18 protein-coding genes and 3 rRNA genes are annotated in these 23,406 nt (G+C 59.1%); 18 read left to right on the top strand and 3 right to left on the bottom strand.

What is annotated here, in order from left to right:
- Positions 1–108 precede the first annotated feature (108 nt).
- The 7 genes from NGJ21_RS06630 (at position 109) to NGJ21_RS06605 (ending at position 4,973) form a co-directional block, all read left to right on the top strand.
- Entirely contained in the window at positions 109–804 is a 696-nt protein-coding gene (locus NGJ21_RS06630) for a M949_RS01915 family surface polysaccharide biosynthesis protein (protein ID WP_174142079.1), read from the top strand.
- Between the two features lie 108 nt (positions 805–912).
- Positions 913–1,242 carry a hypothetical protein gene (locus tag NGJ21_RS06625; protein WP_046787722.1) on the top strand — a complete coding sequence of 110 codons (330 nt, stop codon included), beginning with the start codon at positions 913–915 and terminating at the stop codon, positions 1,240–1,242.
- A gap of 78 nt (positions 1,243–1,320) precedes the next feature.
- On the top strand, positions 1,321–1,482 hold the full coding sequence (locus NGJ21_RS06620) for a hypothetical protein (protein ID WP_174142042.1): 162 nt from the start codon (positions 1,321–1,323) through the stop codon (positions 1,480–1,482).
- Between the two features lie 135 nt (positions 1,483–1,617).
- Positions 1,618–1,734, top strand: a complete 117-nt coding sequence (ccoM, locus tag NGJ21_RS25875) for a cytochrome c oxidase subunit CcoM (protein ID WP_008097462.1) — start codon at positions 1,618–1,620, stop codon at positions 1,732–1,734.
- A gap of 179 nt (positions 1,735–1,913) precedes the next feature.
- The gene (locus NGJ21_RS06615) at positions 1,914–3,902 is read left to right on the top strand and encodes an FUSC family protein (RefSeq protein WP_251961963.1); all 1,989 of its coding nucleotides are present in this window, start codon (positions 1,914–1,916) and stop codon (positions 3,900–3,902) included.
- Positions 3,889–4,095: a DUF1656 domain-containing protein gene (locus tag NGJ21_RS06610; RefSeq protein ID WP_012313083.1), complete on the top strand. Its 207-nt coding sequence runs from the start codon at positions 3,889–3,891 to the stop codon at positions 4,093–4,095. The genes NGJ21_RS06615 and NGJ21_RS06610 overlap by 14 nt, the downstream gene beginning before the upstream one ends.
- Before the next feature lie 11 nt (positions 4,096–4,106).
- Entirely contained in the window at positions 4,107–4,973 is an 867-nt protein-coding gene (locus NGJ21_RS06605; RefSeq protein WP_115273742.1) for an efflux RND transporter periplasmic adaptor subunit, read from the top strand.
- Positions 4,974–5,022: 49 nt separating this feature from the next.
- Here NGJ21_RS06605 and NGJ21_RS06600 read toward each other — a convergent pair whose 3' ends face one another.
- Complete coding sequence (locus NGJ21_RS06600; RefSeq protein WP_115273743.1) at positions 5,023–6,204, bottom strand: GAF domain-containing sensor histidine kinase; 1,182 nt, start codon at positions 6,202–6,204, stop codon at positions 5,023–5,025.
- A gap of 185 nt (positions 6,205–6,389) precedes the next feature.
- On the opposite strand from NGJ21_RS06600, the gene NGJ21_RS06595 reads away from it, so the two are divergent.
- Complete coding sequence (locus tag NGJ21_RS06595) at positions 6,390–6,713, top strand: DUF2025 family protein (protein ID WP_115273744.1); 324 nt, start codon at positions 6,390–6,392, stop codon at positions 6,711–6,713.
- Between the two features lie 14 nt (positions 6,714–6,727).
- Here NGJ21_RS06595 and NGJ21_RS06590 read toward each other — a convergent pair whose 3' ends face one another.
- Both NGJ21_RS06590 and NGJ21_RS06585 read right to left on the bottom strand, forming a co-directional pair.
- Complete coding sequence (locus tag NGJ21_RS06590; protein ID WP_115273745.1) at positions 6,728–7,813, bottom strand: diguanylate cyclase; 1,086 nt, start codon at positions 7,811–7,813, stop codon at positions 6,728–6,730.
- A gap of 223 nt (positions 7,814–8,036) precedes the next feature.
- Complete coding sequence (locus tag NGJ21_RS06585) at positions 8,037–8,933, bottom strand: formate/nitrite transporter family protein (RefSeq protein WP_174142039.1); 897 nt, start codon at positions 8,931–8,933, stop codon at positions 8,037–8,039.
- Between the two features lie 456 nt (positions 8,934–9,389).
- Between NGJ21_RS06585 and NGJ21_RS06580 the strand changes: the two genes are divergently transcribed.
- The 10 genes from NGJ21_RS06580 to NGJ21_RS06535 all read left to right on the top strand — a co-directional run bounded on the left by NGJ21_RS06580 (position 9,390) and on the right by NGJ21_RS06535 (position 23,366).
- Positions 9,390–10,926 (top strand): 16S ribosomal RNA (locus NGJ21_RS06580).
- Between the two features lie 318 nt (positions 10,927–11,244).
- A 23S ribosomal RNA gene (locus NGJ21_RS06575) occupies positions 11,245–14,136 on the top strand.
- Positions 14,137–14,267: 131 nt separating this feature from the next.
- Positions 14,268–14,383: ribosomal RNA gene (rrf, locus tag NGJ21_RS06570) — 5S ribosomal RNA — on the top strand.
- The 16S, 23S and 5S rRNA genes sit together here, the layout of an rRNA operon.
- A 282-nt stretch (positions 14,384–14,665) precedes the next feature.
- Positions 14,666–16,309 (top strand): acetolactate synthase large subunit, encoded by a 1,644-nt coding sequence (locus NGJ21_RS06565; RefSeq protein WP_039604766.1) that lies wholly within the window; start codon positions 14,666–14,668, stop codon positions 16,307–16,309.
- A gap of 507 nt (positions 16,310–16,816) precedes the next feature.
- Entirely contained in the window at positions 16,817–17,713 is an 897-nt protein-coding gene (locus NGJ21_RS06560) for a nitrilase family protein (RefSeq protein ID WP_251961962.1), read from the top strand.
- Between the two features lie 10 nt (positions 17,714–17,723).
- Positions 17,724–18,878 (top strand): hypothetical protein, encoded by a 1,155-nt coding sequence (locus NGJ21_RS06555; protein WP_174142614.1) that lies wholly within the window; start codon positions 17,724–17,726, stop codon positions 18,876–18,878.
- Positions 18,875–19,864, top strand: a complete 990-nt coding sequence (locus tag NGJ21_RS06550; protein ID WP_174142613.1) for an asparaginase — start codon at positions 18,875–18,877, stop codon at positions 19,862–19,864. Before NGJ21_RS06555 ends, NGJ21_RS06550 begins: the two co-directional genes overlap by 4 nt.
- 91 nt (positions 19,865–19,955) lie before the next feature.
- Positions 19,956–20,510 (top strand): UPF0149 family protein, encoded by a 555-nt coding sequence (locus NGJ21_RS06545; protein WP_119688380.1) that lies wholly within the window; start codon positions 19,956–19,958, stop codon positions 20,508–20,510.
- A gap of 174 nt (positions 20,511–20,684) precedes the next feature.
- A complete protein-coding gene (locus NGJ21_RS06540; protein WP_161872278.1) occupies positions 20,685–21,308 on the top strand; it encodes a glutathione S-transferase family protein in 624 nt (207 codons plus the stop codon).
- Between the two features lie 27 nt (positions 21,309–21,335).
- Entirely contained in the window at positions 21,336–23,366 is a 2,031-nt protein-coding gene (locus NGJ21_RS06535; protein ID WP_251961961.1) for a pyridoxamine 5'-phosphate oxidase family protein, read from the top strand.
- Positions 23,367–23,406 lie beyond the last annotated feature (40 nt).

Below are 23,406 nucleotides of genomic sequence, written 5' to 3'. Positions count from 1 at the left end.
AAAGCCGGCTATGTTAACGGATAGGCCCGGCGGACCATAGAGTTGAAGTCCAAGAGTCTAGCTGTTTCATCGCAGAACACCGTCTTGCCGATGAGGGCTACGCACGCCATGCCGCTCAAGCACCGCTGGTTGAACGCCTCTCTGGCCGTGGGCAGCCTCGCGCTGCTGGCCGCTTGCGAGCAGAAAAACTTCGAAAGCCTGCCGGCGATCCCGGTGGAGCAACTCGAGGTGCTGGGTGTGCAGACACCGATCAAGAGCGTGCATTTCCGTGACCGTGACGGTGAAGGCCTGCTGGTGCTCAGCCGCAGCGATGGCCAGGCGGTCGATGCCGAGTCCGAGCAGGAAGTGGACAAGGTAGAGCTCAAGGCCACGCTGTACGGGCGAGCCACCGAGGGCGACGGGTTCAAGCCGCGCTGGCAGATCGAGCAGGAAACCACCTGCCCTGGCCTGGACCTCGATGTCGACTTCTACAACGATGTCAGCGATGTGGGTGACCTGAACAAGGACGGCATCGCCGAGGTGACGGTGGCCAGCCATTCGTTCTGTGGCGGCGGCATCGACCCGCATGACATTGCCATCGAGATGCGTGAGGGCCAGGCCAGTTACACCATCACTGGGCAGTCGCTGATCACCCCGGCAGGCGAAGACCCGATCGGCGGTGAGCGCGAGGACAGTGCCTCGCTGAAGAACGCGGCGCCAGTGCTGCGCGAGCACATGAACGCCGTCTGGCAGCAGGTCTTCAAGCGCCCTTGGAGCGAGGCCAGCCCGCCAAGTGATGACGACCCTGACAACGAAGCTCCATAGCCGCTGTCTATACTGGCATGACGTGGCCGGTTTCGGCCGCATTACCCTATTCGCCGGCCCTCAAGGCGGCTGACAACCGGCCGATACACTGGGCACAGGAGAATTCTCATGCTGCCGCCGATCATTCCGCTCAGTGCCGCCCCAGTGACCTCGCAACAGGACCCGGTCAAGCCGACCCCGGACATCAAGCCCGTGGTCCCCACGCAGCCTGCCTCAGGGGAGAGCGCCATTGACCTCAAGCAGCAACGCGACCCGCAGGAGCAGGTCTTGCTGCTGCGTGAGGAGCAGCGCCGGCAGCAGCGGCGTAATAAACAGGGTGGCGACGAGCGCTACAGTGCCTTGCCGGGTGAAGAAGTCAACGGCGACAACACCGTACCGGTGGCCCCGCTCATGGGCGAGCAGCCGCGCCAGGGCCTGCTGGTCGATATCGAAGTCTAGGCGCCCTGTGCCGCAGGGCTGGTCATGGCCAACGCCTGGCGGCATCATGCAAGTCTCTGTTGATCCTCGAGCCCGCCCATGAGCCAAGACAACCTCATCGACTTCGATGCCGAACGTGCCAAGCGCGTGCACGACCTCAAGGAAAAGCGCCTGAACGAAGTGCGTCAGGCGTTCGAGCAAGCCATGCCGCTGGGCAAGGCGAAGAAAAAGAAGCCCAAGAACAAGCCCAAGAAGCGCTGAAACTTGACGCAGGTCAACCCTGCACCCGCCTCGCGTGCCCGGCTCCGGGCACCATTGACCTCGATCAATTTCCCCGCCCCCCGTATTCGTTACCTTGCATCCATCGGACAACGGCAAACGAATCGGGAGGCCAACATGTTCTTCGACAATGTGGTTATCGCTGGTGTGGTAACGGTCGGGTTGATGTTCGCGTTCTTTGCCGGTCTTGGCATTTTCATCTGGAAGGACTCGAACAAGCGCAAGCCGCGCTGACCTTCCAGGTTCACGGGCACGCAAGGCATTTAGGGCGACTTCGGTCGCCCATTTTTTTTGCCTTGATCGGTTGATATGACAGCGCCTAAAGATGATTAGCTAGCTAATTATTTGTTTCAGCATTATCCTTCCCTTCATTGTCTATCGTTTACCAGATCATCCCCCGCAAGGTCCGTTTCGTGCCCATCACCTTCCAGGCCCTGTTCGCACCCAGCAGCCTCGCCATCAAATTCGCCATCAAAACCCTGCTTGGCGGCGGCCTTGCCCTGTGGCTGGCCATGCGCTGGGGGCTGGAGCAGCCGGCCTGGGCGCTGATGACCGCGTTCATCGTGGCCCAACCCCTGTCTGGCATGGTGATACAGAAGGGCCTTGCTCGCTTGGCCGGGACCTTGGTCGGCACCTTCATGTCAGTGCTGTTCATCGGCCTGTTCGCGCAGACGCCATGGCTTTTTCTCATCACACTGGCGTTGTGGCTGGCCCTGTGTACCGCGGCTTCGACCCAACTGCGAAGCGCCTGGGCTTATGCCTTTGTGCTGGCCGGCTACACCGCAGCGATCATTGCCTTGCCCGCGATCGACAAGCCCCTGCAAGTGTTCGATCAGGCGGTGGCGCGCTGTACCGAGATCTGCCTGGGGATCTTCTGTGCAACGGCCACCAGCGCGTTGCTTTGGCCGATGCGCGTGGAGCAGCAACTTGCCGGGCAGGCGCGCCAGGCCTGGCACAGCGGTTTCCAGACGGCCAGTGCCATGCTTGGCGGTGAAGACCAAGCGCGCGAAGGCCTGCTGGAGATCCTGGGGCGTATCGTTGCCATCGATACCCAGCGCGAACATGCCTGGTTCGAGGGCCCGCGTGGGCGCCAGCGGGCAAGGGCCATTCGTGGCCTGAGCCAGAAACTGATGGTGCTGCTGCGGATCTCACGCTCGGTGCGTCGCCAGTGGCGGCAACTGGATGAACAGCAAACCCTGCGTCTTGGCCCATGGCTGGAAGAAGTGCGCGCCCTGTTGGCCAAGCCCGATCAGCCGAGCCTGTTGTTGTTGCGTCAGCGCATCTGGGACGCCGCGCATGATGAGCAGATCAGCTCTGCCGAGCATTTTTGCCTGGCGCGCATGACCCTGCTACTGGACTACGCCATGGCTGCCACCCAGGCACTCGATGATGTCGAAGTGGGCAGGGCGCCGAAGGATGTGGCGCAGGGGCTGGCTGCCCACCGCGACTGGTCGCTGGCCTTGCTGTTCGGTTCACGCAGTGCGCTGGCATTTTTGGTGATGAGTGGTTTCTGGCTCGCCACTGCCTGGCCCTCTGCGCCCGGTGGCCTGGTGTTGACGTGTGTGGTCTGCAGCCTGTTCGCCAGCCGTGAAAACGGTGCGCAGATCGGGCTCAGCTTCTTGCGTGGCATCCTGCTGGCGATCCCGACGGCATTGCTGGTGGGGCAGATCATCCTGCCGCAGTGGAGCAGTTTTGCCATGCTTTGCCTGGGCATGGGAGTACCTCTGTTCTTTGGTGCTCTGGGTATGGCCCACCCGCGCACCGGGGCAACGGCGACTTCTTATTGCCTGCACTTCATCGTACTGGTGTCGCCGCTCAATGCCATGCAGTTCGGCGTGGCGAGCATGCTCAACAGTGCCCTGGCCATGCTGGTGGGTGTAGCTGCGGCGGTCATGGCGTTTCGCTTGCTGGTGTTCCGCCATCCGGCCTGGCTTGGACGGCGCCTGCGCGCGGCGACCCAAAGCGACCTGGTGCGCCTGACCCGGCGTGACCTGCGGGGTGCCGACAGCTGGTTTGGCGGGCGCATGGCCGACCGTCTTATGCAACTGGCACGGCACGCCGGCGAGCTGCGCGAGGCTGAACGCAAGCGTTGGGACGACGGCCTGCATGGCCTGGACATCGGCGACGAACTGGTGCATTTGCGCATGTGCCTGGCAGTCGCCCAGGCGCCGCTGGGTGATGCCGAACGTGAATATCTGCAGCAACTGGAAACAGTCCTGGCCAGCGGGCCTGCAGCCGGACGAGGGCAGCGCCTGGATGCCGCCAGCGAGCGATTTATCGCGGCGCTGCAACGCCTGCCGTCCAGTGATCCGTTACGCCTGGCCGAAGGGGCAGTGTTGCAGCTGCAGAAAAGCTGGAGCAAATGGTGCCGCTGGCAGGAGGAAGCCCATGGGGTTGCGTGAGTGGGCATTGGGCGGCGTGCTGCTCAGCCCTTTTCTGATCTACGTGTTGATGGCTCTGGTGCTTACCGGTTTGTTGCGCTTTGTCGTGCAAGCAACGCCATTGGGGCGCTGGATCTGGCATGAAGCGCTGTTCGACACAGCGCTGTTCGTTTGTGTGCTCTACCTGGTAGTCCGCCTGCTGGGGCCTTTGTAAGGAGTGATTCGATGCGTGCTGTCGTCCGTACCCTGGTGACCCTCTGCGTGGTCGCCATCGCCGTTCTGGCCGGCTATAAGCTCTGGCAGTACTACATGCTCACCCCATGGACGCGTGATGCACGGGTGCGGGCCGACGTAGTGGTCATCGCGCCCGACGTGTCCGGCTGGGTGCGTGAGCTCAAGGTGCAGGACAACCAGCGGGTCAAGGCTGGCGACCTGTTGATGAGCATAGATCGTGAGCGCTTTCAGGCTGCATTCGATCAGGCCAGCGCGGTGGCAGAAACGCGTACCCAGCAGTTGCACCTGCGCGAGCGCGAAGCTGCGCGGCGCACGGCTCTGGGGCCCGGGGCGATCAGCGCCGAGCTGCGCGAAAACGCGCAAATCAATGCCGCCATTGCCCGTGGTGAGTTGCATGAAGCGCAAGCTCAGTTGCAGGTGGCGAAAATCAACCTTGCGCGCAGCGAGGTGCGAGCCCCCCGCAGTGGGCACATCACAAATTTGCGCCTTGCTCAGGGCAACTATGTGAATGCCGGCCAGTCGGTAATGGCCCTGGTGGATGACTCGACCTTTTTTATCCAGGCCTATTTCGAGGAAACCAAATTGCCGCGCATACGTGTGGGCGATTCGGTGAAGGTCTGGCTGATGGGGGCAGGAGAGGCCATGCAGGGGCATGTGGAAAGCATCAGCCGGGGTATCACCGACAGTAACAGTAACCCGGACAGCCAGTTGTTGCCGGAGGTTGAGCCAACCTTCAACTGGGTAAGGCTGGCCCAGCGGATACCTGTGCGCATCAGGCTGGACGACATTCCCGAAGGCATGAACCTCAGTGCGGGGATGACGGCCAGTGTGCAGGTTCACGAGGATTCGCCCGAGTGATCATGGGCAATGCATGACAGGCTGATTGTCGACGGCCCCGGCATCTGCCTCAGGCATTGGCCGGCAAGTGAAAGCTGAATAGCGTGCCGCGTTGCTCATCGGAGATGACCTCCATGCGTCCGCCATGGGCCAGGGCAATCTGATTGGCTATATAAAGGCCAAGGCCAAGCCCCTGTCTTGGCGCCGCAGACAGAGGCCTGGTGAAGGGCTGGAACAATTGGTTCAGGGTTTGTGGGGCGATGGGGTGCCCGTTGTTGTGCACGCTAAGCACGAACTCCTCATCGGCAATCGCCGCCCTGACCGTCACCGGCCCGTCAGGCGCACCATGGGTCAGCGCGTTGGCGATAAGGTTGGAGAGTAGCTGGGTCACCCGTTCGCGGTCACAGTACAGGCCGCCGATATCACCGACCTGCAGGACGATCTGCCGCTGTGGGTGTACGTGCTGCAGTTCTGCAGCGACATGCATGAGGCCTTCGGACAGGTCCGGGCAGGGCTGCAGGTTCAATGGGATGCCGCTGCCGAGCCGGCCTCGGGCGAAATCCAGCACGTCGCGCACAAGCTGTGAAGCCCGCTGCCCGCAAGTGTGAATGTGGCGGGCGATCGCGCGGTTCTTGTCCTCGTCCAGGCGCTGAGTTAGCAGTTCGGCGCCTGCGGTGATGGCAAACAGCGGATTGCGCAGATCATGGCCTAGCACCGCGATGAACTGTTCGCGCACTTCGGCCATCGCCCGTTCCTCGCGCAGGGCGCTCTCGGTGTGCTGGGCACTCTCCTCACTCTCGATCTGGATGGCCAGCAAGCGTGCGAACGACTCCATCATGGGCTGGATTGATTGGCCTTTGAGCGAGGCCGGATTCGGGTCCAGGGCGCAAATGGTGCCGAAGAAGCGGCCATCTGTGCGGAACACCGGCACGGATATGTAGCTTTCGAAGCGATAGCGCTGCGGCGTTTGGTGCCGGCAGTAGCGTTCATCCTCGCTGGCCTTGTCGATCACGATGGTCTGGTGAGAGCTGCGAATCTCGTGGCACAACGTGGTTGCCACCTCGAGCTCGCCGCCCACCTCAAGGCCAAAGCCCAGGTTGTCGAGTACGGCGCAGGCAGTCCAGTTGCATTCGGTAACCCGTGCCACGGCGGCGAAACGCATGCCGCTGGATTCGCAGATGACCTGAAGGATGGCGGGCACGGCACTGATGCGTCCGATGGTGGCGATATCGGCGCTGATGGCGTTGGTCATGAACGGTCCCAAAATTGGCGACGGAATAGGGTAGCGCATCAGTCTAGCGGGGCGGTTGGGCCAGTGGCGAAAAACCTTGGCAAAACGGCCTGCGATTGAGCTAGGCTGGCCTGGCGCGTCGCCCTGTAGAGGCGACCGTTGCCCGCCTGGCGTGTGTCACTTCCAATCATTTGCGAGGTTTCGACATGGCCATCACATCCCAGGACATCTGCAGTGCTGCCGACCAGCTCAAAGGCTTTGTCGGCTTTCATGGCAAACGCGGCGTCCATATCGTGCGTTTCTCCGAAGACGCGTTCGGTATGGACGTGGCTGACGAGAGCATCATCCCGTGCAGTGAATTCGTCTGGCGGCCGGAACAGGACGCGCGCATGGCGCTGTGTCGGCAGCGCCTGGCGCTGCTGCTGGAGCAGCATGTGGACGATCGGCTGAATATTGGCGAACCGTTGCGCCAGTATCTGCGGCGCACTGACCTGCCGGAAATTCTGGCGCAGCGCTCGTTGCGCTGCTGACAGCGCAACGGCGGTCAGCGAGGATATTCTGCCTGGGATACCGGCTGAAGCGCCGTGGTCTCGTCATGTTCGAAATTGACCTGATCGCGACCGCGTCGCTTGGCGCAATAGAGTGCCTTGTCGGCCTTTTCCAGCCAGTGTTCGGGGGATTGGAGGTCTGCCCGGAAGGCTGACATGCCGATACTCAGGCTGATTTTCAAATGCGGCAGTTGTGGGTCACGGTAGCAAACGATGCGCTCGCGCAGACGCTCCATGGCCTGCCTGGCCTCACTCTCACTGGTATCGGGCAGAATCACGCAAAATTCGTCGCCACCATAGCGCCCCGCCAGGTCGCCCGCCCGCAGGTTGCGTCTGAGCTCATCGCTCATCTTTCGCAGCACGCAATCGCCGACCACGTGGCCGAACGTGTCATTGATGGTCTTGAAATGGTCGATATCGATCAGGGCAATCACTGATGGCATCTGCAAGTTCTGGCAAGCCTGGAAGCGCAGCAGGAGCAGGTCCTTCCAGGCACCGTGATTGAGCAGCCCGGTCAGACTGTCGGTCAGGCTCAGGTCGCGAAGGCGGCGCTTGTGCTCGGCGAGCTTGATCGCCAGGCGGTAACACACCCAGCCCAGGGCCAGTGGATAGAGTGTCAGCATTGGCAGGCAGGCAAAGATCTGCAGTGGTGTGGCGTTGAGCTGCAGCCCTGTGCCCAGCAGTGCGCTGGCCAGCAGCATGCCGACCAGTTGCGCCACTAGCCCTCGCATGACCAAGCGCTTGCCGCCAGCGGCCACATTGTTCATGGTCATCATCGAGAGCACAGTGACGCAGGGCAGGGGGTTGAAATGCATGGCTGCGGTCCAGAAACCACCCATCAGTGAATCCAGCAGCAGGTTGCGCTGTTCCGCCTGGTACGGTGCAATCGACCGCCGTGCCCACTGGTAGGCCACATGGGGCCAGAGCAAGCCGTTGAAGAGCAGCAGCAACCATGCCCAGGTGGGGGGCGAAAGTGGCGCGACCGCTGCAGCGACGCTGAACAGGCCAATGCCCAGGCCGATCATGCGCGGCAGGTAGATACGCCTGACGAAAGAAAGTCCCTTGCCGCTGCGGTTGTCCATGATGGTGGTCGTTCTTCTGCTGAGTCGCCGTTTATCGCACAACTCACGTCAATAGTGTTCAACAGTCTGCCATTGACGAAAAATGACCTTGCAAGCCATTTCACGGTTGATGCGGCCCCTATGGGGGGCTGCGTGTTTTTTTGTGCCTGGGGGCTTGCCACTCATGATGCTCATGGCGGATTCCATTGGCGGGCCTGAACCTGCTGCGGCGGTGCGCTGAAGGTCATTGCTTGTTGTCCTGCTTGCCGAATGAAGACTTTTTTTCATCCTTTAATAGCTGCGAAGGTGGCTTGCCGCTGTCGCTGCGCACCTGCGCGTGGCTGATCAGCGCGAAAATGAAGCTGCCACCAATGATGTTCCCGGCCAGGGTCGGCAGGGCAAACTCAAGCCAGAAGCTGCGCCAGGATTCGTCTCCGGCCCAGACCAGATAGGACACCTCGACCGAGCCTACGACGATGTGAGTGAAGTCGCCCAGGGCCATCAGGTAGGTGATCATCAGGATGATCCAGATCTTGGCGTGCTCCATGGACGGGATCATCCACACCATGGTCGCTATCATCCAGCCCGATACAATGCCCTTGGCGAACATCTGGCTGATATCGTTCTCCATCACCTTGCGGCCGATCTCGAGGAAGGCGACATCCGTCTTGCTGTCGAAAATGGGTAGTTCGAGCATGACCCAGGCGACCAGCAAGGTGCCTGCCAGGTTGCCGACCAGCACTACGCCCCACAGCCGCAAAAGGCGCCCGAGGTTGGCGAAGGTCGGCGTTGTCATGATCGGCAGCACCGCTGTGATGGTGTTTTCAGTAAACAGTTGCTGACGCGCCAGGATCACCGCAAGAAAGCCTGCGCTGTAGCCAATGCTGGCGACAACCTGGGCACTCTCACCCTCCGGCAGGCGAGCGTAGAACAGCCCCATGGCCATGAATGAAAGGCCCATGGTCAGGCCTGCTGCCAGGGCCGACCACCACAGCGCCGCGAGGGTGCGCTCCAGTTCCTGGTCGCCCTGGTAGCGAATGATCTCGTGCAGAACCGCCGCCCTCGGGGGTTGGTTATGGCTGACTTCCTTCTCTTCATCAGCCGACAGGCCAGGGGTCTTCTCGCTCTGCGCATCGCTCATGCCATTGCCCTCCACGGAGTGTTTATCTACAGAGCGATGGTTCATGCATTTAGTTGCCGGGCGGCTGCAAAATGCATCTTGAAGTTTTTTAGATCAAGGTGTTGACTCAAATTTCAAACCGCGTATTATTCGCCTCCTCGCAGCGTTGAACGCAACGAGGCAGGCGGTAAGTTGTTGAAGTTCAAGGCTTTTGAAAGAAAGCAGATTCAAAAAAACTTCAAAACAAACGCTTGACAGCAAATGAGGAAAGCGTAGAATGCGCGCCTCGGTTGAGACGAAAAGCTCTTAACCAAACGCTCTTTAACAAATCGAATCAAGCAATTCGTGTGGGTGCTTGTGAGTACGGACTGATAGTCAGAAAGATTATCAGCATCACAAGTGACCATGCGAGAAATCACATAGTCATTTGAGATTGCTGAGCCAAGTTTAGGGTTTCTTAAAAACCCAAGCAGTATTGAACTGAAGAGTTTGATCATGGCTCAGATTGAACGCTGGCGGCAGGCCTAACACATGCAAGTCGAGCGGATGACGGGAGCTTGCTCCTTGATTCAGCGGCGGACGGGTGAGTAATGCCTAGGAATCTGCCTGGTAGTGGGGGACAACGTTTCGAAAGGAACGCTAATACCGCATACGTCCTACGGGAGAAAGCAGGGGACCTTCGGGCCTTGCGCTATCAGATGAGCCTAGGTCGGATTAGCTAGTTGGTGGGGTAATGGCTCACCAAGGCGACGATCCGTAACTGGTCTGAGAGGATGATCAGTCACACTGGAACTGAGACACGGTCCAGACTCCTACGGGAGGCAGCAGTGGGGAATATTGGACAATGGGCGAAAGCCTGATCCAGCCATGCCGCGTGTGTGAAGAAGGTCTTCGGATTGTAAAGCACTTTAAGTTGGGAGGAAGGGCATTAACCTAATACGTTAGTGTTTTGACGTTACCGACAGAATAAGCACCGGCTAACTCTGTGCCAGCAGCCGCGGTAATACAGAGGGTGCAAGCGTTAATCGGAATTACTGGGCGTAAAGCGCGCGTAGGTGGTTTGTTAAGTTGGATGTGAAAGCCCCGGGCTCAACCTGGGAACTGCATCCAAAACTGGCAAGCTAGAGTACGGTAGAGGGTGGTGGAATTTCCTGTGTAGCGGTGAAATGCGTAGATATAGGAAGGAACACCAGTGGCGAAGGCGACCACCTGGACTGATACTGACACTGAGGTGCGAAAGCGTGGGGAGCAAACAGGATTAGATACCCTGGTAGTCCACGCCGTAAACGATGTCAACTAGCCGTTGGAATCCTTGAGATTTTAGTGGCGCAGCTAACGCATTAAGTTGACCGCCTGGGGAGTACGGCCGCAAGGTTAAAACTCAAATGAATTGACGGGGGCCCGCACAAGCGGTGGAGCATGTGGTTTAATTCGAAGCAACGCGAAGAACCTTACCAGGCCTTGACATGCAGAGAACTTTCCAGAGATGGATTGGTGCCTTCGGGAACTCTGACACAGGTGCTGCATGGCTGTCGTCAGCTCGTGTCGTGAGATGTTGGGTTAAGTCCCGTAACGAGCGCAACCCTTGTCCTTAGTTACCAGCACGTTATGGTGGGCACTCTAAGGAGACTGCCGGTGACAAACCGGAGGAAGGTGGGGATGACGTCAAGTCATCATGGCCCTTACGGCCTGGGCTACACACGTGCTACAATGGTCGGTACAGAGGGTTGCCAAGCCGCGAGGTGGAGCTAATCTCACAAAACCGATCGTAGTCCGGATCGCAGTCTGCAACTCGACTGCGTGAAGTCGGAATCGCTAGTAATCGCGAATCAGAATGTCGCGGTGAATACGTTCCCGGGCCTTGTACACACCGCCCGTCACACCATGGGAGTGGGTTGCACCAGAAGTAGCTAGTCTAACCTTCGGGAGGACGGTTACCACGGTGTGATTCATGACTGGGGTGAAGTCGTAACAAGGTAGCCGTAGGGGAACCTGCGGCTGGATCACCTCCTTAATCGACGACATCAGCCTGCTGATGAGCTCCCACACGAATTGCTTGATTCATTGTCGAAGGCGATCAGGACCTAAATATGGGTCTAGCGCTGTTCCTGATCAGAACTCAGAAATGAACATTCGGCTTGAATGTTGATTTCTGACTTTTGTCAGATCGTTCTTTAAAAATTCGGATATGTGATAGAAATAGACTGAACACCAGTTTCACTGCTGGTGGATCAGGCTAAGGTAAAATTTGTGAGTTCTGCTCGAAAGAGCAACATGCGAATTTTCGGCGAATGTCGTCTTCACAGTATAACCAGATTGCTTGGGGTTATATGGTCAAGTGAAGAAGCGCATACGGTGGATGCCTTGGCAGTCAGAGGCGATGAAAGACGTGGTAGCCTGCGATAAGCTTTGGGGAGTCGGCAAACAGACTGTGATCCAGAGATCTCTGAATGGGGGAACCCACTCAGCATAAGCTGAGTATCTTGTACTGAATACATAGGTGCAAGAGGCGAACCAGGGGAACTGAAACATCTAAGTACCCTGAGGAAAAGAAATCAACCGAGATTCCCTTAGTAGTGGCGAGCGAACGGGGACCAGCCCTTAAGTTGGTTTGAGATTAGTGGAACGCTCTGGAAAGTGCGGCCATAGTGGGTGATAGCCCCGTACACGAAAATCTCTTATCAATGAAATCGAGTAGGACGGAGCACGAGAAACTTTGTCTGAACATGGGGGGACCATCCTCCAAGGCTAAATACTACTGACTGACCGATAGTGAACCAGTACCGTGAGGGAAAGGCGAAAAGAACCCCGGAGAGGGGAGTGAAATAGATCCTGAAACCGTATGCGTACAAGCAGTGGGAGCCTACTTTGTTAGGTGACTGCGTACCTTTTGTATAATGGGTCAGCGACTTATATTCAGTGGCGAGCTTAACCGAATAGGGGAGGCGTAGCGAAAGCGAGTCTTAATAGGGCGTTTAGTCGCTGGGTATAGACCCGAAACCGGGCGATCTATCCATGGGCAGGTTGAAGGTTAGGTAACACTGACTGGAGGACCGAACCGACTACCGTTGAAAAGTTAGCGGATGACCTGTGGATCGGAGTGAAAGGCTAATCAAGCTCGGAGATAGCTGGTTCTCCTCGAAAGCTATTTAGGTAGCGCCTCATGTATCACTGTAGGGGGTAGAGCACTGTTTCGGCTAGGGGGTCATCCCGACTTACCAAACCGATGCAAACTCCGAATACCTACAAGTGCCGAGCATGGGAGACACACGGCGGGTGCTAACGTCCGTCGTGAAAAGGGAAACAACCCAGACCGTCAGCTAAGGTCCCAAAGTCATGGTTAAGTGGGAAACGATGTGGGAAGGCTTAGACAGCTAGGAGGTTGGCTTAGAAGCAGCCACCCTTTAAAGAAAGCGTAATAGCTCACTAGTCGAGTCGGCCTGCGCGGAAGATGTAACGGGGCTCAAACCATGCACCGAAGCTACGGGTATCACCTTTGGTGATGCGGTAGAGGAGCGTTCTGTAAGCCTGTGAAGGTGAGTTGAGAAGCTTGCTGGAGGTATCAGAAGTGCGAATGCTGACATGAGTAACGACAATGCGAGTGAAAAACTCGCACGCCGAAAGACCAAGGTTTCCTGCGCAACGTTAATCGACGCAGGGTTAGTCGGTCCCTAAGGCGAGGCTGAAAAGCGTAGTCGATGGAAAACAGGTTAATATTCCTGTACTTCCAGTTATTGCGATGGAGGGACGGAGAAGGCTAGGCCAGCTTGGCGTTGGTTGTCCAAGTTTAAGGTGGTAGGCTGAGATCTTAGGCAAATCCGGGATCTCAAAGCCGAGAGCTGATGACGAGTTGCCTTTAGGCGACGAAGTGGTTGATGCCATGCTTCCAAGAAAAGCTCCTAAGCTTCAGATAACTGGGAACCGTACCCCAAACCGACACAGGTGGTTAGGTAGAGAATACCAAGGCGCTTGAGAGAACTCGGGTGAAGGAACTAGGCAAAATGGCACCGTAACTTCGGGAGAAGGTGCGCCGGTGAGGGTGAAGGACTTGCTCCGTAAGCTCATGCCGGTCGAAGATACCAGGCCGCTGCGACTGTTTATTAAAAACACAGCACTCTGCAAACACGAAAGTGGACGTATAGGGTGTGACGCCTGCCCGGTGCCGGAAGGTTAATTGATGGGGTTAGCGCAAGCGAAGCTCTTGATCGAAGCCCCGGTAAACGGCGGCCGTAACTATAACGGTCCTAAGGTAGCGAAATTCCTTGTCGGGTAAGTTCCGACCTGCACGAATGGCGTAACGATGGCGGCGCTGTCTCCACCCGAGACTCAGTGAAATTGAAATCGCTGTGAAGATGCAGTGTATCCGCGGCTAGACGGAAAGACCCCGTGAACCTTTACTATAGCTTTGCACTGGACTTTGAATTTGCTTGTGTAGGATAGGTGGGAGGCTTTGAAGTGGGGACGCCAGTTCTCATGGAGCCATCCTTGAAATACCACCCTGGCAACTTTGAGGTTCTAACTCAGGTCCGTTATCCGGATCGAGGACAGTGTATGGTGGGTAGTTTGACTGGGGCGGTCTCCTCCCAAAGAGTAACGGAGGAGTACGAAGGTGCGCTCAGACCGGTCGGAAATCGGTCGTAGAGTATAAAGGCAAAAGCGCGCTTGACTGCGAGACAAACACGTCGAGCAGGTACGAAAGTAGGTCTTAGTGATCCGGTGGTTCTGTATGGAAGGGCCATCGCTCAACGGATAAAAGGTACTCCGGGGATAACAGGCTGATACCGCCCAAGAGTTCATATCGACGGCGGTGTTTGGCACCTCGATGTCGGCTCATCACATCCTGGGGCTGAAGCCGGTCCCAAGGGTATGGCTGTTCGCCATTTAAAGTGGTACGCGAGCTGGGTTTAGAACGTCGTGAGACAGTTCGGTCCCTATCTGCCGTGGACGTTTGAGATTTGAGAGGGGCTGCTCCTAGTACGAGAGGACCGGAGTGGACGAACCTCTGGTGTTCCGGTTGTCACGCCAGTGGCATTGCCGGGTAGCTATGTTCGGAAGAGATAACCGCTGAAAGCATCTAAGCGGGAAACTTGCCTCAAGATGAGATCTCACTGGGATCTTGAATCCCCTAAAGGGCCGTCGAAGACTACGACGTTGATAGGTTGGGTGTGTAAGCGCTGTGAGGCGTTGAGCTAACCAATACTAATTGCCCGTGAGGCTTGACCATATAACACCCAAGCAATTTGCTTCTGCAGATTGTGGTGGTGAAGACGAAAGAACCGAAAGTTCGCAACATCACAACTATCGCATATCCGAATTCGCTGGGCTGTCCATCTGGACATTCTGGCTACAGAATTTCTTGACGACCATAGAGCATTGGAACCACCTGATCCCATCCCGAACTCAGTAGTGAAACGATGCATCGCCGATGGTAGTGTGGGGTTTCCCCATGTGAGAGTAGGTCATCGTCAAGATTCATTTCGCAAAACCCCTATCTGCGCAAGCAGGTAGGGGTTTTGTCTTTCCGATATTCGCACACCTTTCTCCAGGCAAAGATGTTTTGTCCCTCTCGCACCTGCGCAAACGCGCCGAAGGGTGCGACAATTATTCCTGTTCGTTTACGTGACTTTGCCCTGCCCAAGCTGCGTCAAGGCTTAGGTTCGGGGCATCCTCGCGCCCGAACATAGCGATGCCAGCGTGCCGTGCTGCGCATTTCTGGACCTTCACCGTCCTATACAACTGAGGTTACAAGCAAGATGGCCAAGGCCGCCGATGTCGTTGTGCAATGCCTGGAAAACGAAGGTGTCGAGTATGTGTTCGGCATTCCTGGTGAGGAAAACCTCGACCTGCTGGAATCCCTGCGCAAGTCGAAGATCAAGCTGGTACTGACCCGCCACGAGCAGTCTGCGGGCTTCATGGCAGCCACCTATGGCCGCCTGACCGGCAAGACCGGCGTCAGCCTGTCGACCCTGGGCCCTGGGGCGACCAACCTGGTAACCGCCAGTGCGTACGCCTACCTGGGCGGCATGCCGATGATGATGATTACCGGCCAGAAGCCGATCAAGAAGTCCAAGCAGGGCCGCTTCCAGATCATCGATGTGTGCGGCATGATGGACCCCATCACCAAGTACACCCACCAGTTCGCCTCGGCCGACAACATCCCTTCGCGCATGCGTGAAGCGTTCCGCCTGGCCGAAGAAGAAAAACCGGGCGCCGTGCACCTGGAGCTGCCGGAAGACATCGCCGCCGAGCAGACCGATGCCATGCCGATCCCGCGCAGCCTGCACCGCCGTCCGCTGGCCGAGCACGTGGCCATCGAGGCTGCCATCGAGAAACTGCGCACCGCACGCAGCCCTATCCTGGTGATCGGTGCCGGCGCCAACCGCAAGATGACCGCCAAGGTCCTCAAGCAGCTGGTCGATAAGACCGGTATCCCGTTCGTCACCACCCAGCTGGGCAAGGGTGTGGTTGACGAGCGCAGCCCGCGCTTCCTGGGTAACGCTGCGTTGTCGTCCGGTGATTTCGTGCACCGTGCGATCGAAGCGGCTGACCTGATCGTTAACATCGGCCACGATGTGATCGAGAAGCCGCCGTTCTTCATGGTCCGTGGCGGCACCGAAGTCATCCATATCAACTTCCGTTCCGCCGAAGTCGACGCCGTGTACTTCCCGCAGGTAGAAGTGATCGGCGACATCGCCAACGCCGTCTGGCAGATCGCTGAAGGCCTGGGCGACACCTCGCACTGGGACTTCACCCGTCTCATGGCGATTCGTGAAGCCAACGAAGCCCAGATCGCCGAAGGCGGCGACGATGACCGCTTCCCGGTCTATCCTCAGCGCCTGGTTGCCGACATCCGTCGTGTACTGCCGTCCGAAGGTATCGTCGCCCTGGACAACGGCATCTACAAGATCTGGTTCGCGCGCAACTACAAGGCCCACAAGCCCAACACCGTACTGCTCGATAACGCCCTGGCGACCATGGGCGCCGGCCTGCCGTCGGCCATGGCAGCGCACCTGGTGTACCCGGACCGCCCGGTGATCTCGGTGTGTGGCGATGGTGGTTTCATGATGAACAGCCAGGAGCTGGAAACCGCAGTCCGTCTGGGCATGCACGTTACCGTGGTGATCCTGCGTGACGATGGCTACGGCATGATCCGCTGGAAGCAGGCCAACATGGGCTTCACCGATTTCGGCCTGGACTACGGCAACCCGGACTTCGTCAAGTACGCCGAAGCCTACGGTGCCAATGGCCACCGCGTGGAAAGCGCCGAAGGTTTGCTGCCGCTGCTCGAGCACTGCATCAAGACCCCGGGCGTGCACGTGATCGACTGCCCGGTCGACTACAGCGAGAACGACCGCATCCTCAACAGCGAGCTGCGTGAGCGCGCGCTGGCGGTGTAAGCCTTAAGGCCCGATCGCCGGCAAGCCGGCTCCCACGGGAATATCACTGGTCTCTTTGGCCAGTGATTGGCAAGTGGGGCGGTTTGCCGGCGATCAGGCTCTACAGAGCAGGGCCTGCGCTCGTTGGCGCGCATATATTCACCACCGCTCAGATCTCACGATTCACCACTCTGGTTCTCAAGCCCCATGGAGAACACGAGAACATGACGATTGGATCGTCATACAACCACCCCGCCAACCTGGCCATTGAGCCTCCTTCAACCTCGCAACCTTGGGCTGCGCTTCCCGAAACCACCAGACCTTTTGTTTGGATGATCGATTTCACCTTTGATCACTACCCGCATTATCAGATTCTGTAGGTAATGGAATTCGTGGCTATCAGGTAGATAAGTCTTACCGGAGGTCTTCGCTTTTCCCACAGGTCTGTGGGAGTGCGCTGACTGTCGCTCCCCAGCCTGACCCCGTTTTACTGGCGCTCTTCCACAACAACCAAAAAAGGAAGCCGCCATGTCCGAACTATGCCTCCCCATAAGCCCGGTAAAAATCGCCGTCATTCAGTACGACCCTCAGGTTGGGCTAGACAATCGCGATGGCAACCTGAAACACGGGTTGGCCCTGGCCCGGCGAGCTGCTCGCGAAGGTGCCAACCTGATTGTGCTGCCTGAACTGGCAAACACCGGTTATACCTTTCAGTCGCGTGCCGAAGCCTATGCTCATGCCCAGACGTTACAGGACGGGCCCAGCCTCCAGGCGTGGGCGGACTTTGCGCAGGAACAACAGGTTTATCTGGCCGCAGGCTTCGCGGAACGCGATGGTCTGAAACTCTATGACAGTGCAGTGCTGTTCGGGCCTGAGGGGATGCTTGGGCATTACCGCAAGGCCCACCTGTGGAATCAGGAAAAGCTGTGGTTCACCCCCGGCGACCTGGGCTTCCCAGTCTTCGAAACGCCCATCGGGCGTATAGGTTTGTTGATCTGTTGGGATATCTGGTTTCCCGAGGTCCCACGCCTGATGGCGGCGCAAGGTGCCGACATCCTCTGCAGCCTGAACAACTGGGTATGGACGCCACCACCGCTGTTCGATGCTGCCGGACGTTGCATGGCTTCATACCTCACCATGACGGCAGCACACGTCAACAATGTCTATATCGCCGCCGCCAACCGAATCGGTAGCGAGCGGGGAGGCCGTTTTCTGGGTTGTTCGCTGATCGCCGGGACCAACGGATGGCCCATCGGTGAAACGGCCAGTGCAGATCACGAAACCATCCTCTATGCCGATGTCGATCTCAGCGCAGCCCGTTCGGCGCCAATCTGGAACAGCCTCAACGACTTGCCGCGAGACCGGCGTACAGATCTTTACGACGCCACGCTCGGCTATCGCATGCATGCACCGATGCCACGCTGAGGAGACGGAAATGAAGGTTAAACTCATTTCGCCTCAGCAATTGATCCCAGCATTGATGCTGGCCAGCCTGACAGTATTGCTGGCTGCCAGCCTGGTGCTTGGTCAATGGCCGGATTATGCACAGTTGACCGCGACACTTGATCAGCCACTGAGCCGCCTGCGCTGGATAGTCGCAGACATCAGCGAAGTCACTTTTTACAAGCATGAACTACCCGCCCTCGGCTTGCTGCTCGGCGCTTGCCTGGCGCATTGGGCCTATATCCGTGGCTACCGTTGCCAGGGCTTCGCCATCTGTTATGGCAGTGGCTTGTGGCCCTGGGTTTTCATCAGCTCGCTGCTTGGCTTGCTGCTCAGTCATGCCTTGTGGGGCTGGACCTTGGCCAGTGGCGCCTGGCAACCCACATTCGTCGCCTTCGTCTCGCTGCCTGCTGCCATGGTTCTGCTGTTTGGTGGCGGCTGGCAGGTGACGATCACCGGTGCGGTGTTGGGCGCACTGCTGGTAGCACCAGCCAGCCTGTTGCTGGTCAATTACCTGTGCTACCCCCTGCAGTTGCCTGCCGTGATCGGCAATGTCAGCGGGATGGCTGTAGCAAGCGTGATGGCTTTCATGCTGTGCAGGCGCTTTCCATCGCTGGTCGAGCGCGGCCGCAGGCCCGAGACGTTGCAGGCTGTTGCGCCAAACCCGGACTATGGCGTGGTCTGGTCACTCAGGCGAGTTTTGGCCGATTTCAGCGAAGGGCCATTTTTCGGAAATGAACTGGCCAGTCTGGGGCTCTTGCTGGGTGTGCTGGCCGCCTACATGCTAGCGCCCGCTGCACCCGCCTATGGCTCGCAACTGGTTGTTCAGCTGGTGGCCGGGCAGGGGTTGTCTTCACTGGTTGGTGTAGTGATCTGGCGTCGCCAGTGGCAAGCACGTGGCTGGTATCCCACCTACATTCCCATTGTGTCGGTTGTTCCTGCCGCAGTGCTGACCCATGGCGGTAGCTGGCAGGTGGTCATGCTCAGCGCAGTATTGGGCGCGCTGATCGCACCGCCGTTGGCTGTGGCCATCAGCCAACGGTTACCGAGCCATATGCATGGCTATATCGGTAACGTTCTATCCATGGCCATCAGTACATTAGGTATCGTGCCGCTGGTCGGGCTTGTTACGGGAGTTGGCGTATGACGGAAGTTGAAAATTTGCCTCGCTTGTCGATTGCCAGCCTGGGAGGAACAGCCAGCATGCAGGCTGATGCATCAGGGCGGGGGGTGACGCCAAGTCTCGACTGTGAGAGGCAATTGGCCTCGTTACCCCACTTGCGCGAGATGGCGCACCTTGAAGTGGCCACGCTGTGCCTGGTCCCTAGTGCCTCACTGAGTTTCGTGATGCTTCTGGATGTGCTGGCCTGGGCTCGCGCTGAAATTGAAGGTGGCTCGCAGGCAGTGATACTCACTCAGGGGACTGATACGCTGGAGGAGACGGCGTACTTCTTCAACCTGCTCTGGCCTTTCGACGCACCGCTGGTGCTTACCGGTGCAATGCGCCCGCCCAGCCAGCCGGGGAGCGATGGGCCGGCCAATCTGCTGGCGGCGACGCAGGTAGCTCTGGCTCACGCTAGCAGGGGAAGAGGTGCGCTGGTAGTGATCAACGACCAGATCCACTGCGCAACACGGGTACGCAAGACTGCCAGCCTGTCGATGGCCGCGTTCGAGTCGCCTGGCAGTGGCCCCGTTGGTGAACTCGTAGAAGGCTTGGCGGTTTATCGTCAACCGCCTTGCCCGCGCAGGGTGCTACCGCTCCCCGAACGCGTCGGGCATCGGGTTGCGCTGCTGGAAGCTTGCCTGGATGCAGATACAACCTTGCTGCAGGCTGTTGCGGCCTTTGGCTTCGAGGGGCTGGTCATATCCGGGTTTGGTGCCGGGCACGTTTCCAGCGTCTGGTCCGATGTGTTGGCTGAGCTGGCGGCGAACCTGCCGGTGATTGTCGCTACCCGCACCGGAAGTGGTACCACCGCTCGGGCCACCTATGGTTTTGCGGGGGCCGAGATCGACTTGCAGTCCAAAGGCGTACACATGGCCGGACAACTCTGCCCGCGCAAGTGTCGAATATTGTTGTGGCTGCTACTCGGCACGGGGCAACAGTCGTCGCTGTGCACCTGGCTACCCCAATAGGGTAACTGCCCGCAGCTCTGTGGCTGTGGGCAGCCCTTGACCCGTCGCTGTGATAGGGTGCACACACTTTTGCTTTTCAGGATGTGCAACCATGCTCCCCCCCCTCAGCGAAAAAGAACTCCACCGCCTCGAAGACCTGCTGATCACCTACGGCAACGACTATTCGGTACTCAACCTTGCCGAGCTCAACGGCTTTTTCACCGGCCTGGCCAGCTCACCGTCGCGGGTCAACCCTGAGCAGTGGTTGCCTGCGGTCGCCGGTGGCAAGGTGCCGAAGTTCAAGAAGCCTGCCCATGAAGAAGCCTATACGGCACTGATGCTGCGCTATGCCCACCAGGTGGCGGAACAGCTTGCGCAGAACGTCGACGGCTTCGAGCCGGTGTTCGAAGAAAGTGAAAGCGAGGAAGGGCCGGCGATCATCATGGAAGAGTGGTGCTTTGGCTACATGCGCGCTACCCAGATTGCACAATGGGGCGACCTTCCGCCCGAGCAGGATCAATTGCTCAAGGCAATTTCGCTGCACGGGCTGGAGGATAACTTCGAGCTGCTCGATACCATGAGTTTCGATGAGCTGCAGGCCTGCGTGCCACATGTGGTCGCAGCGGCGAAGGGCTTGTATCGGTATCAGAAGCAGCAGCGCCACTGACCCGATGGGGCGGGGCCCTTTTGGGTCTGCCCCGCCCACGGGCCTTGGGTACCCAGCGATTATTTCGCATCGCGAAATTATGATCTTCCCCCAGCACTGATTCTGCAACTCAGCGATTCAGCGCAGCATGTGCTCCACCAGCACCACGCCGGTGCCGACCCTGGAGCCCAGACCATGATCAAACTCTACAACTTCCCCAAGTCCGGCCATGCCCATCGTATCGAGCTGATGTTGTCGCTGCTGGACCTGCCCACCGAACTGGTGTTCGTGGACCTGGCCAAGGGCGCGCACAAGCAGCCGGAATTCCTCGCCCTCAACCCCCTCGGCCAGGTGCCGGTGATCGATGACAACGGTACTGTCATTGCCGACTCCAACGCCATCCTCGTCTACCTGGCCAGCACGTACGACAAAGCCGGCCATTGGCTGCCCCATGACCCGGTCACCGCCGCCCGTGTGCAACGCTGGTTGTCCACCGCCGCAGGGCCGCTCGCCTTCGGCCCGGCCGCTGCCCGTCTGGTTACCGTGTTTGGCGCCTCATTCAACACCGACGAAGTCATCGGTCGCGCCCACGCCTTGCTCAAGGTGATGGACCGCGAACTGGCCGAGTCGCCATTCCTGGTGGGCGACCAGCCGACCATCGCTGATGTGGCCAACTACTCCTACATCGCCCATGCCCCCGAGGGCAACGTCTCGCTGGAGCCGTACCCCAACGTACGCGCCTGGCTGGCACGCATCGAAGCGCTGCCAGGCTTCGTCGCCATGCCACGTACCGCCGTAGGCCTGCAAGCCAACGCCTGAGCCGCAATCCAACCGAGGAACGCCGCCATGCAACAAACCCCTGACCCTCGACCCTCGCCCTGGCACGTTGGCGAAAAACGGCTGCAGGAGCAGGCCGGTGTGGCGCAGCGCATGGAGGTGTTCGGGCAGAAGGTCATCCGTGACTACATGCCCGACCAGCACCGCGAGTTCTACCGGCAACTGCCGTTCCTGGTCGCAGGCGCCGTGGACGCCCAGGGCAAACCGTGGGCGACGCTGCTTGAAGGCCCCGAAGGCTTCGTCAGCTCGCCCGACCCACGGCAATTGCTGATCGACACCCACCTCGCCAGCGACGACCCGGCAACGCCAGGCCTGGGCGCAGGCGGTGCTGTAGGCCTGCTCGGCATCGAGTTGCACAGCCGCCGGCGCAACCGCATCAACGGGCTTATCCAGCAAGGGAGCGGTGGCCCGCTGGCGGTGATGGTGGAGCATGCCTTCGGCAATTGTCCCCAGTACATTCAGCTGCGCGCATACACGCGTGTCGATGAGCCGCCGCAGGGCAGGCTGGACTCCAGCGTACTGGATACCCACGCAGTGACGATGATCGAGCAGGCAGACACCTTCTTTGTCGCCAGCTACATTGACCACCAAGACGGCCATCGCGCTGTGGATGTCTCGCACCGCGGCGGCCGGGCCGGGTTCGTCAAGGTCGACGGCAACCGCCTGACCATCCCCGACTATGCCGGCAACTTGCACTTCAATACCCTCGGCAACCTGTTGGAAAATCCGCAGGCAGGGTTGTTGTTCGTCGATTTCAGCAACGGCAACGTGCTGCAAGTGACGGGGCGTACCGAGATTTTTCTCGACAGCCCGCTGATCAAAGACTTCGCCGGCGCCGAGCGGCTATGGACGCTTCAGGTCGAACACATCGTGCTGCGCCGGGCTGGCGTGTCGCTACGCTGGGCCTTTGAGGAATACGCACCGACCAGCCTGATGACCGGGACCTGGGCCGAGGTCGAGCAGCGCCGGCAGCAGCGCGAGCGGCAGCGCCAATGGCTGGCCTGGCGTGTTGAGCGGGTGGTGCAGGAGAGCCAGGACATCCGCTCGTTCTACCTGGCGGCCGATGTGCCGGTAACCTTTGCTCCAGGCCAGCACATTCCTGTGCGGCTCCCGCTGGGTGGCGACACGCCGTTGATTCGCACCTACAGCCTGTCCTGCGCGCCATCGGACGGCCACCTGCGCATCAGCGTCAAGGCCCAGGGTGCGGCTTCGCGGTATTTGCACGAACAGGTCGGCGTGGGCGACCTGCTCGACGTGCGGCTGCCCATGGGCAGTTTTACCCTGGACGGCGACAGTACAAGGCCCATCGTGCTGATTGGTGCAGGCGTAGGTATTACCCCGCTGATCGCCATGTTGCGCGAGCAGTTGGCCCGGCAGCAGACGCGGCGAATTCACCTGTTCCACGGCGCCCGCCGCCTCGCTGACTTGCCATTTCAGCAGGAACTGGCCGCGTTGTCCGAGCAGGCAGGTGGCCTATTGAGTGTGCATCGCTCCCTAAGCCAGCCGGAGGACGACGCAGTACCAGGACGCGACTATGAACATGCCGGGCGCCTGGCGATCGAGCAGGTGAAAGCGAAGCTGGCGCTGGATGACTATGACTTCTACCTGTGTGGGCCCGCCAGCTTTACCCAGGACCTGTATGAAGGGTTACGCGCCATACACGTGCCGGACAAGCGCATTCATGCAGAAGCCTTCGGCCCGTCGACGCTCAGGCGTCATACCGATGACAACCAGCCGACGCTGCAGCAGCCACCGGCTGCCAGCGAGCCAGTGCCGGTGTACTTTGCCAGCTCGGCCAAGGAGGCGCGCTGGGCACCGGGCGGTGGTACCTTGCTCGAACTTGCCGAAGCCCGTGGGTTGTCGCCGGACTTCAGCTGCCGGGGCGGTTCGTGCGGCACCTGCAAGACCAAGGTGGTGAGCGGGCAGGTGCATTACCCGAACCCGCCTGCCCAGATGCCGGAAGCGGGGACAGTGCTGATCTGCTGCGCGGTGCCGGGCAAAGCGCAGGAGGGCGGGCAGGCGCTGGTACTGGATATTTGATGCTGCCTGCAGATAGCAGATAATCTCTACCCACGATACT

It is taken from the genome of Pseudomonas sp. Marseille-Q5299, assembly GCF_943737035.1.
GTDB classification, from domain to species: domain Bacteria; phylum Pseudomonadota; class Gammaproteobacteria; order Pseudomonadales; family Pseudomonadaceae; genus Aquipseudomonas; species Aquipseudomonas putida_E.
The sequence above is the reverse complement of the archived record's forward strand: the minus strand, read 5'-3'. Positions and strand labels throughout refer to the sequence as shown.

Bases quoted from the DNA above. Each gene is read 5' to 3' on its own strand.
- NGJ21_RS06605 (WP_115273742.1), top strand. From the start codon at position 4,107: ATGCGTGCTGTCGTCCGTACCCTGGTGACCCTCTGCGTGGTCGCCATC.
- NGJ21_RS06630 (WP_174142079.1), top strand. From the start codon at position 109: ATGCCGCTCAAGCACCGCTGGTTGAACGCCTCTCTGGCCGTGGGCAGC.
- NGJ21_RS06585 (WP_174142039.1), bottom strand. From the start codon at position 8,933: ATGAGCGATGCGCAGAGCGAGAAGACCCCTGGCCTGTCGGCTGATGAA.
- NGJ21_RS06590 (WP_115273745.1), bottom strand. From the start codon at position 7,813: ATGGACAACCGCAGCGGCAAGGGACTTTCTTTCGTCAGGCGTATCTAC.
- NGJ21_RS06625 (WP_046787722.1), top strand. From the start codon at position 913: ATGCTGCCGCCGATCATTCCGCTCAGTGCCGCCCCAGTGACCTCGCAA.
- NGJ21_RS06595 (WP_115273744.1), top strand. From the start codon at position 6,390: ATGGCCATCACATCCCAGGACATCTGCAGTGCTGCCGACCAGCTCAAA.
- NGJ21_RS06535 (WP_251961961.1), top strand. From the start codon at position 21,336: ATGCAACAAACCCCTGACCCTCGACCCTCGCCCTGGCACGTTGGCGAA.
- NGJ21_RS06610 (WP_012313083.1), top strand. From the start codon at position 3,889: ATGGGGTTGCGTGAGTGGGCATTGGGCGGCGTGCTGCTCAGCCCTTTT.
- NGJ21_RS06550 (WP_174142613.1), top strand. From the start codon at position 18,875: ATGACGGAAGTTGAAAATTTGCCTCGCTTGTCGATTGCCAGCCTGGGA.
- NGJ21_RS06540 (WP_161872278.1), top strand. From the start codon at position 20,685: ATGATCAAACTCTACAACTTCCCCAAGTCCGGCCATGCCCATCGTATC.
- NGJ21_RS06600 (WP_115273743.1), bottom strand. From the start codon at position 6,204: ATGACCAACGCCATCAGCGCCGATATCGCCACCATCGGACGCATCAGT.
- NGJ21_RS06560 (WP_251961962.1), top strand. From the start codon at position 16,817: ATGTCCGAACTATGCCTCCCCATAAGCCCGGTAAAAATCGCCGTCATT.
- NGJ21_RS06545 (WP_119688380.1), top strand. From the start codon at position 19,956: ATGCTCCCCCCCCTCAGCGAAAAAGAACTCCACCGCCTCGAAGACCTG.
- NGJ21_RS06565 (WP_039604766.1), top strand. From the start codon at position 14,666: ATGGCCAAGGCCGCCGATGTCGTTGTGCAATGCCTGGAAAACGAAGGT.
- ccoM (WP_008097462.1), top strand. From the start codon at position 1,618: ATGTTCTTCGACAATGTGGTTATCGCTGGTGTGGTAACGGTCGGGTTG.
- NGJ21_RS06620 (WP_174142042.1), top strand. From the start codon at position 1,321: ATGAGCCAAGACAACCTCATCGACTTCGATGCCGAACGTGCCAAGCGC.
- NGJ21_RS06555 (WP_174142614.1), top strand. From the start codon at position 17,724: ATGAAGGTTAAACTCATTTCGCCTCAGCAATTGATCCCAGCATTGATG.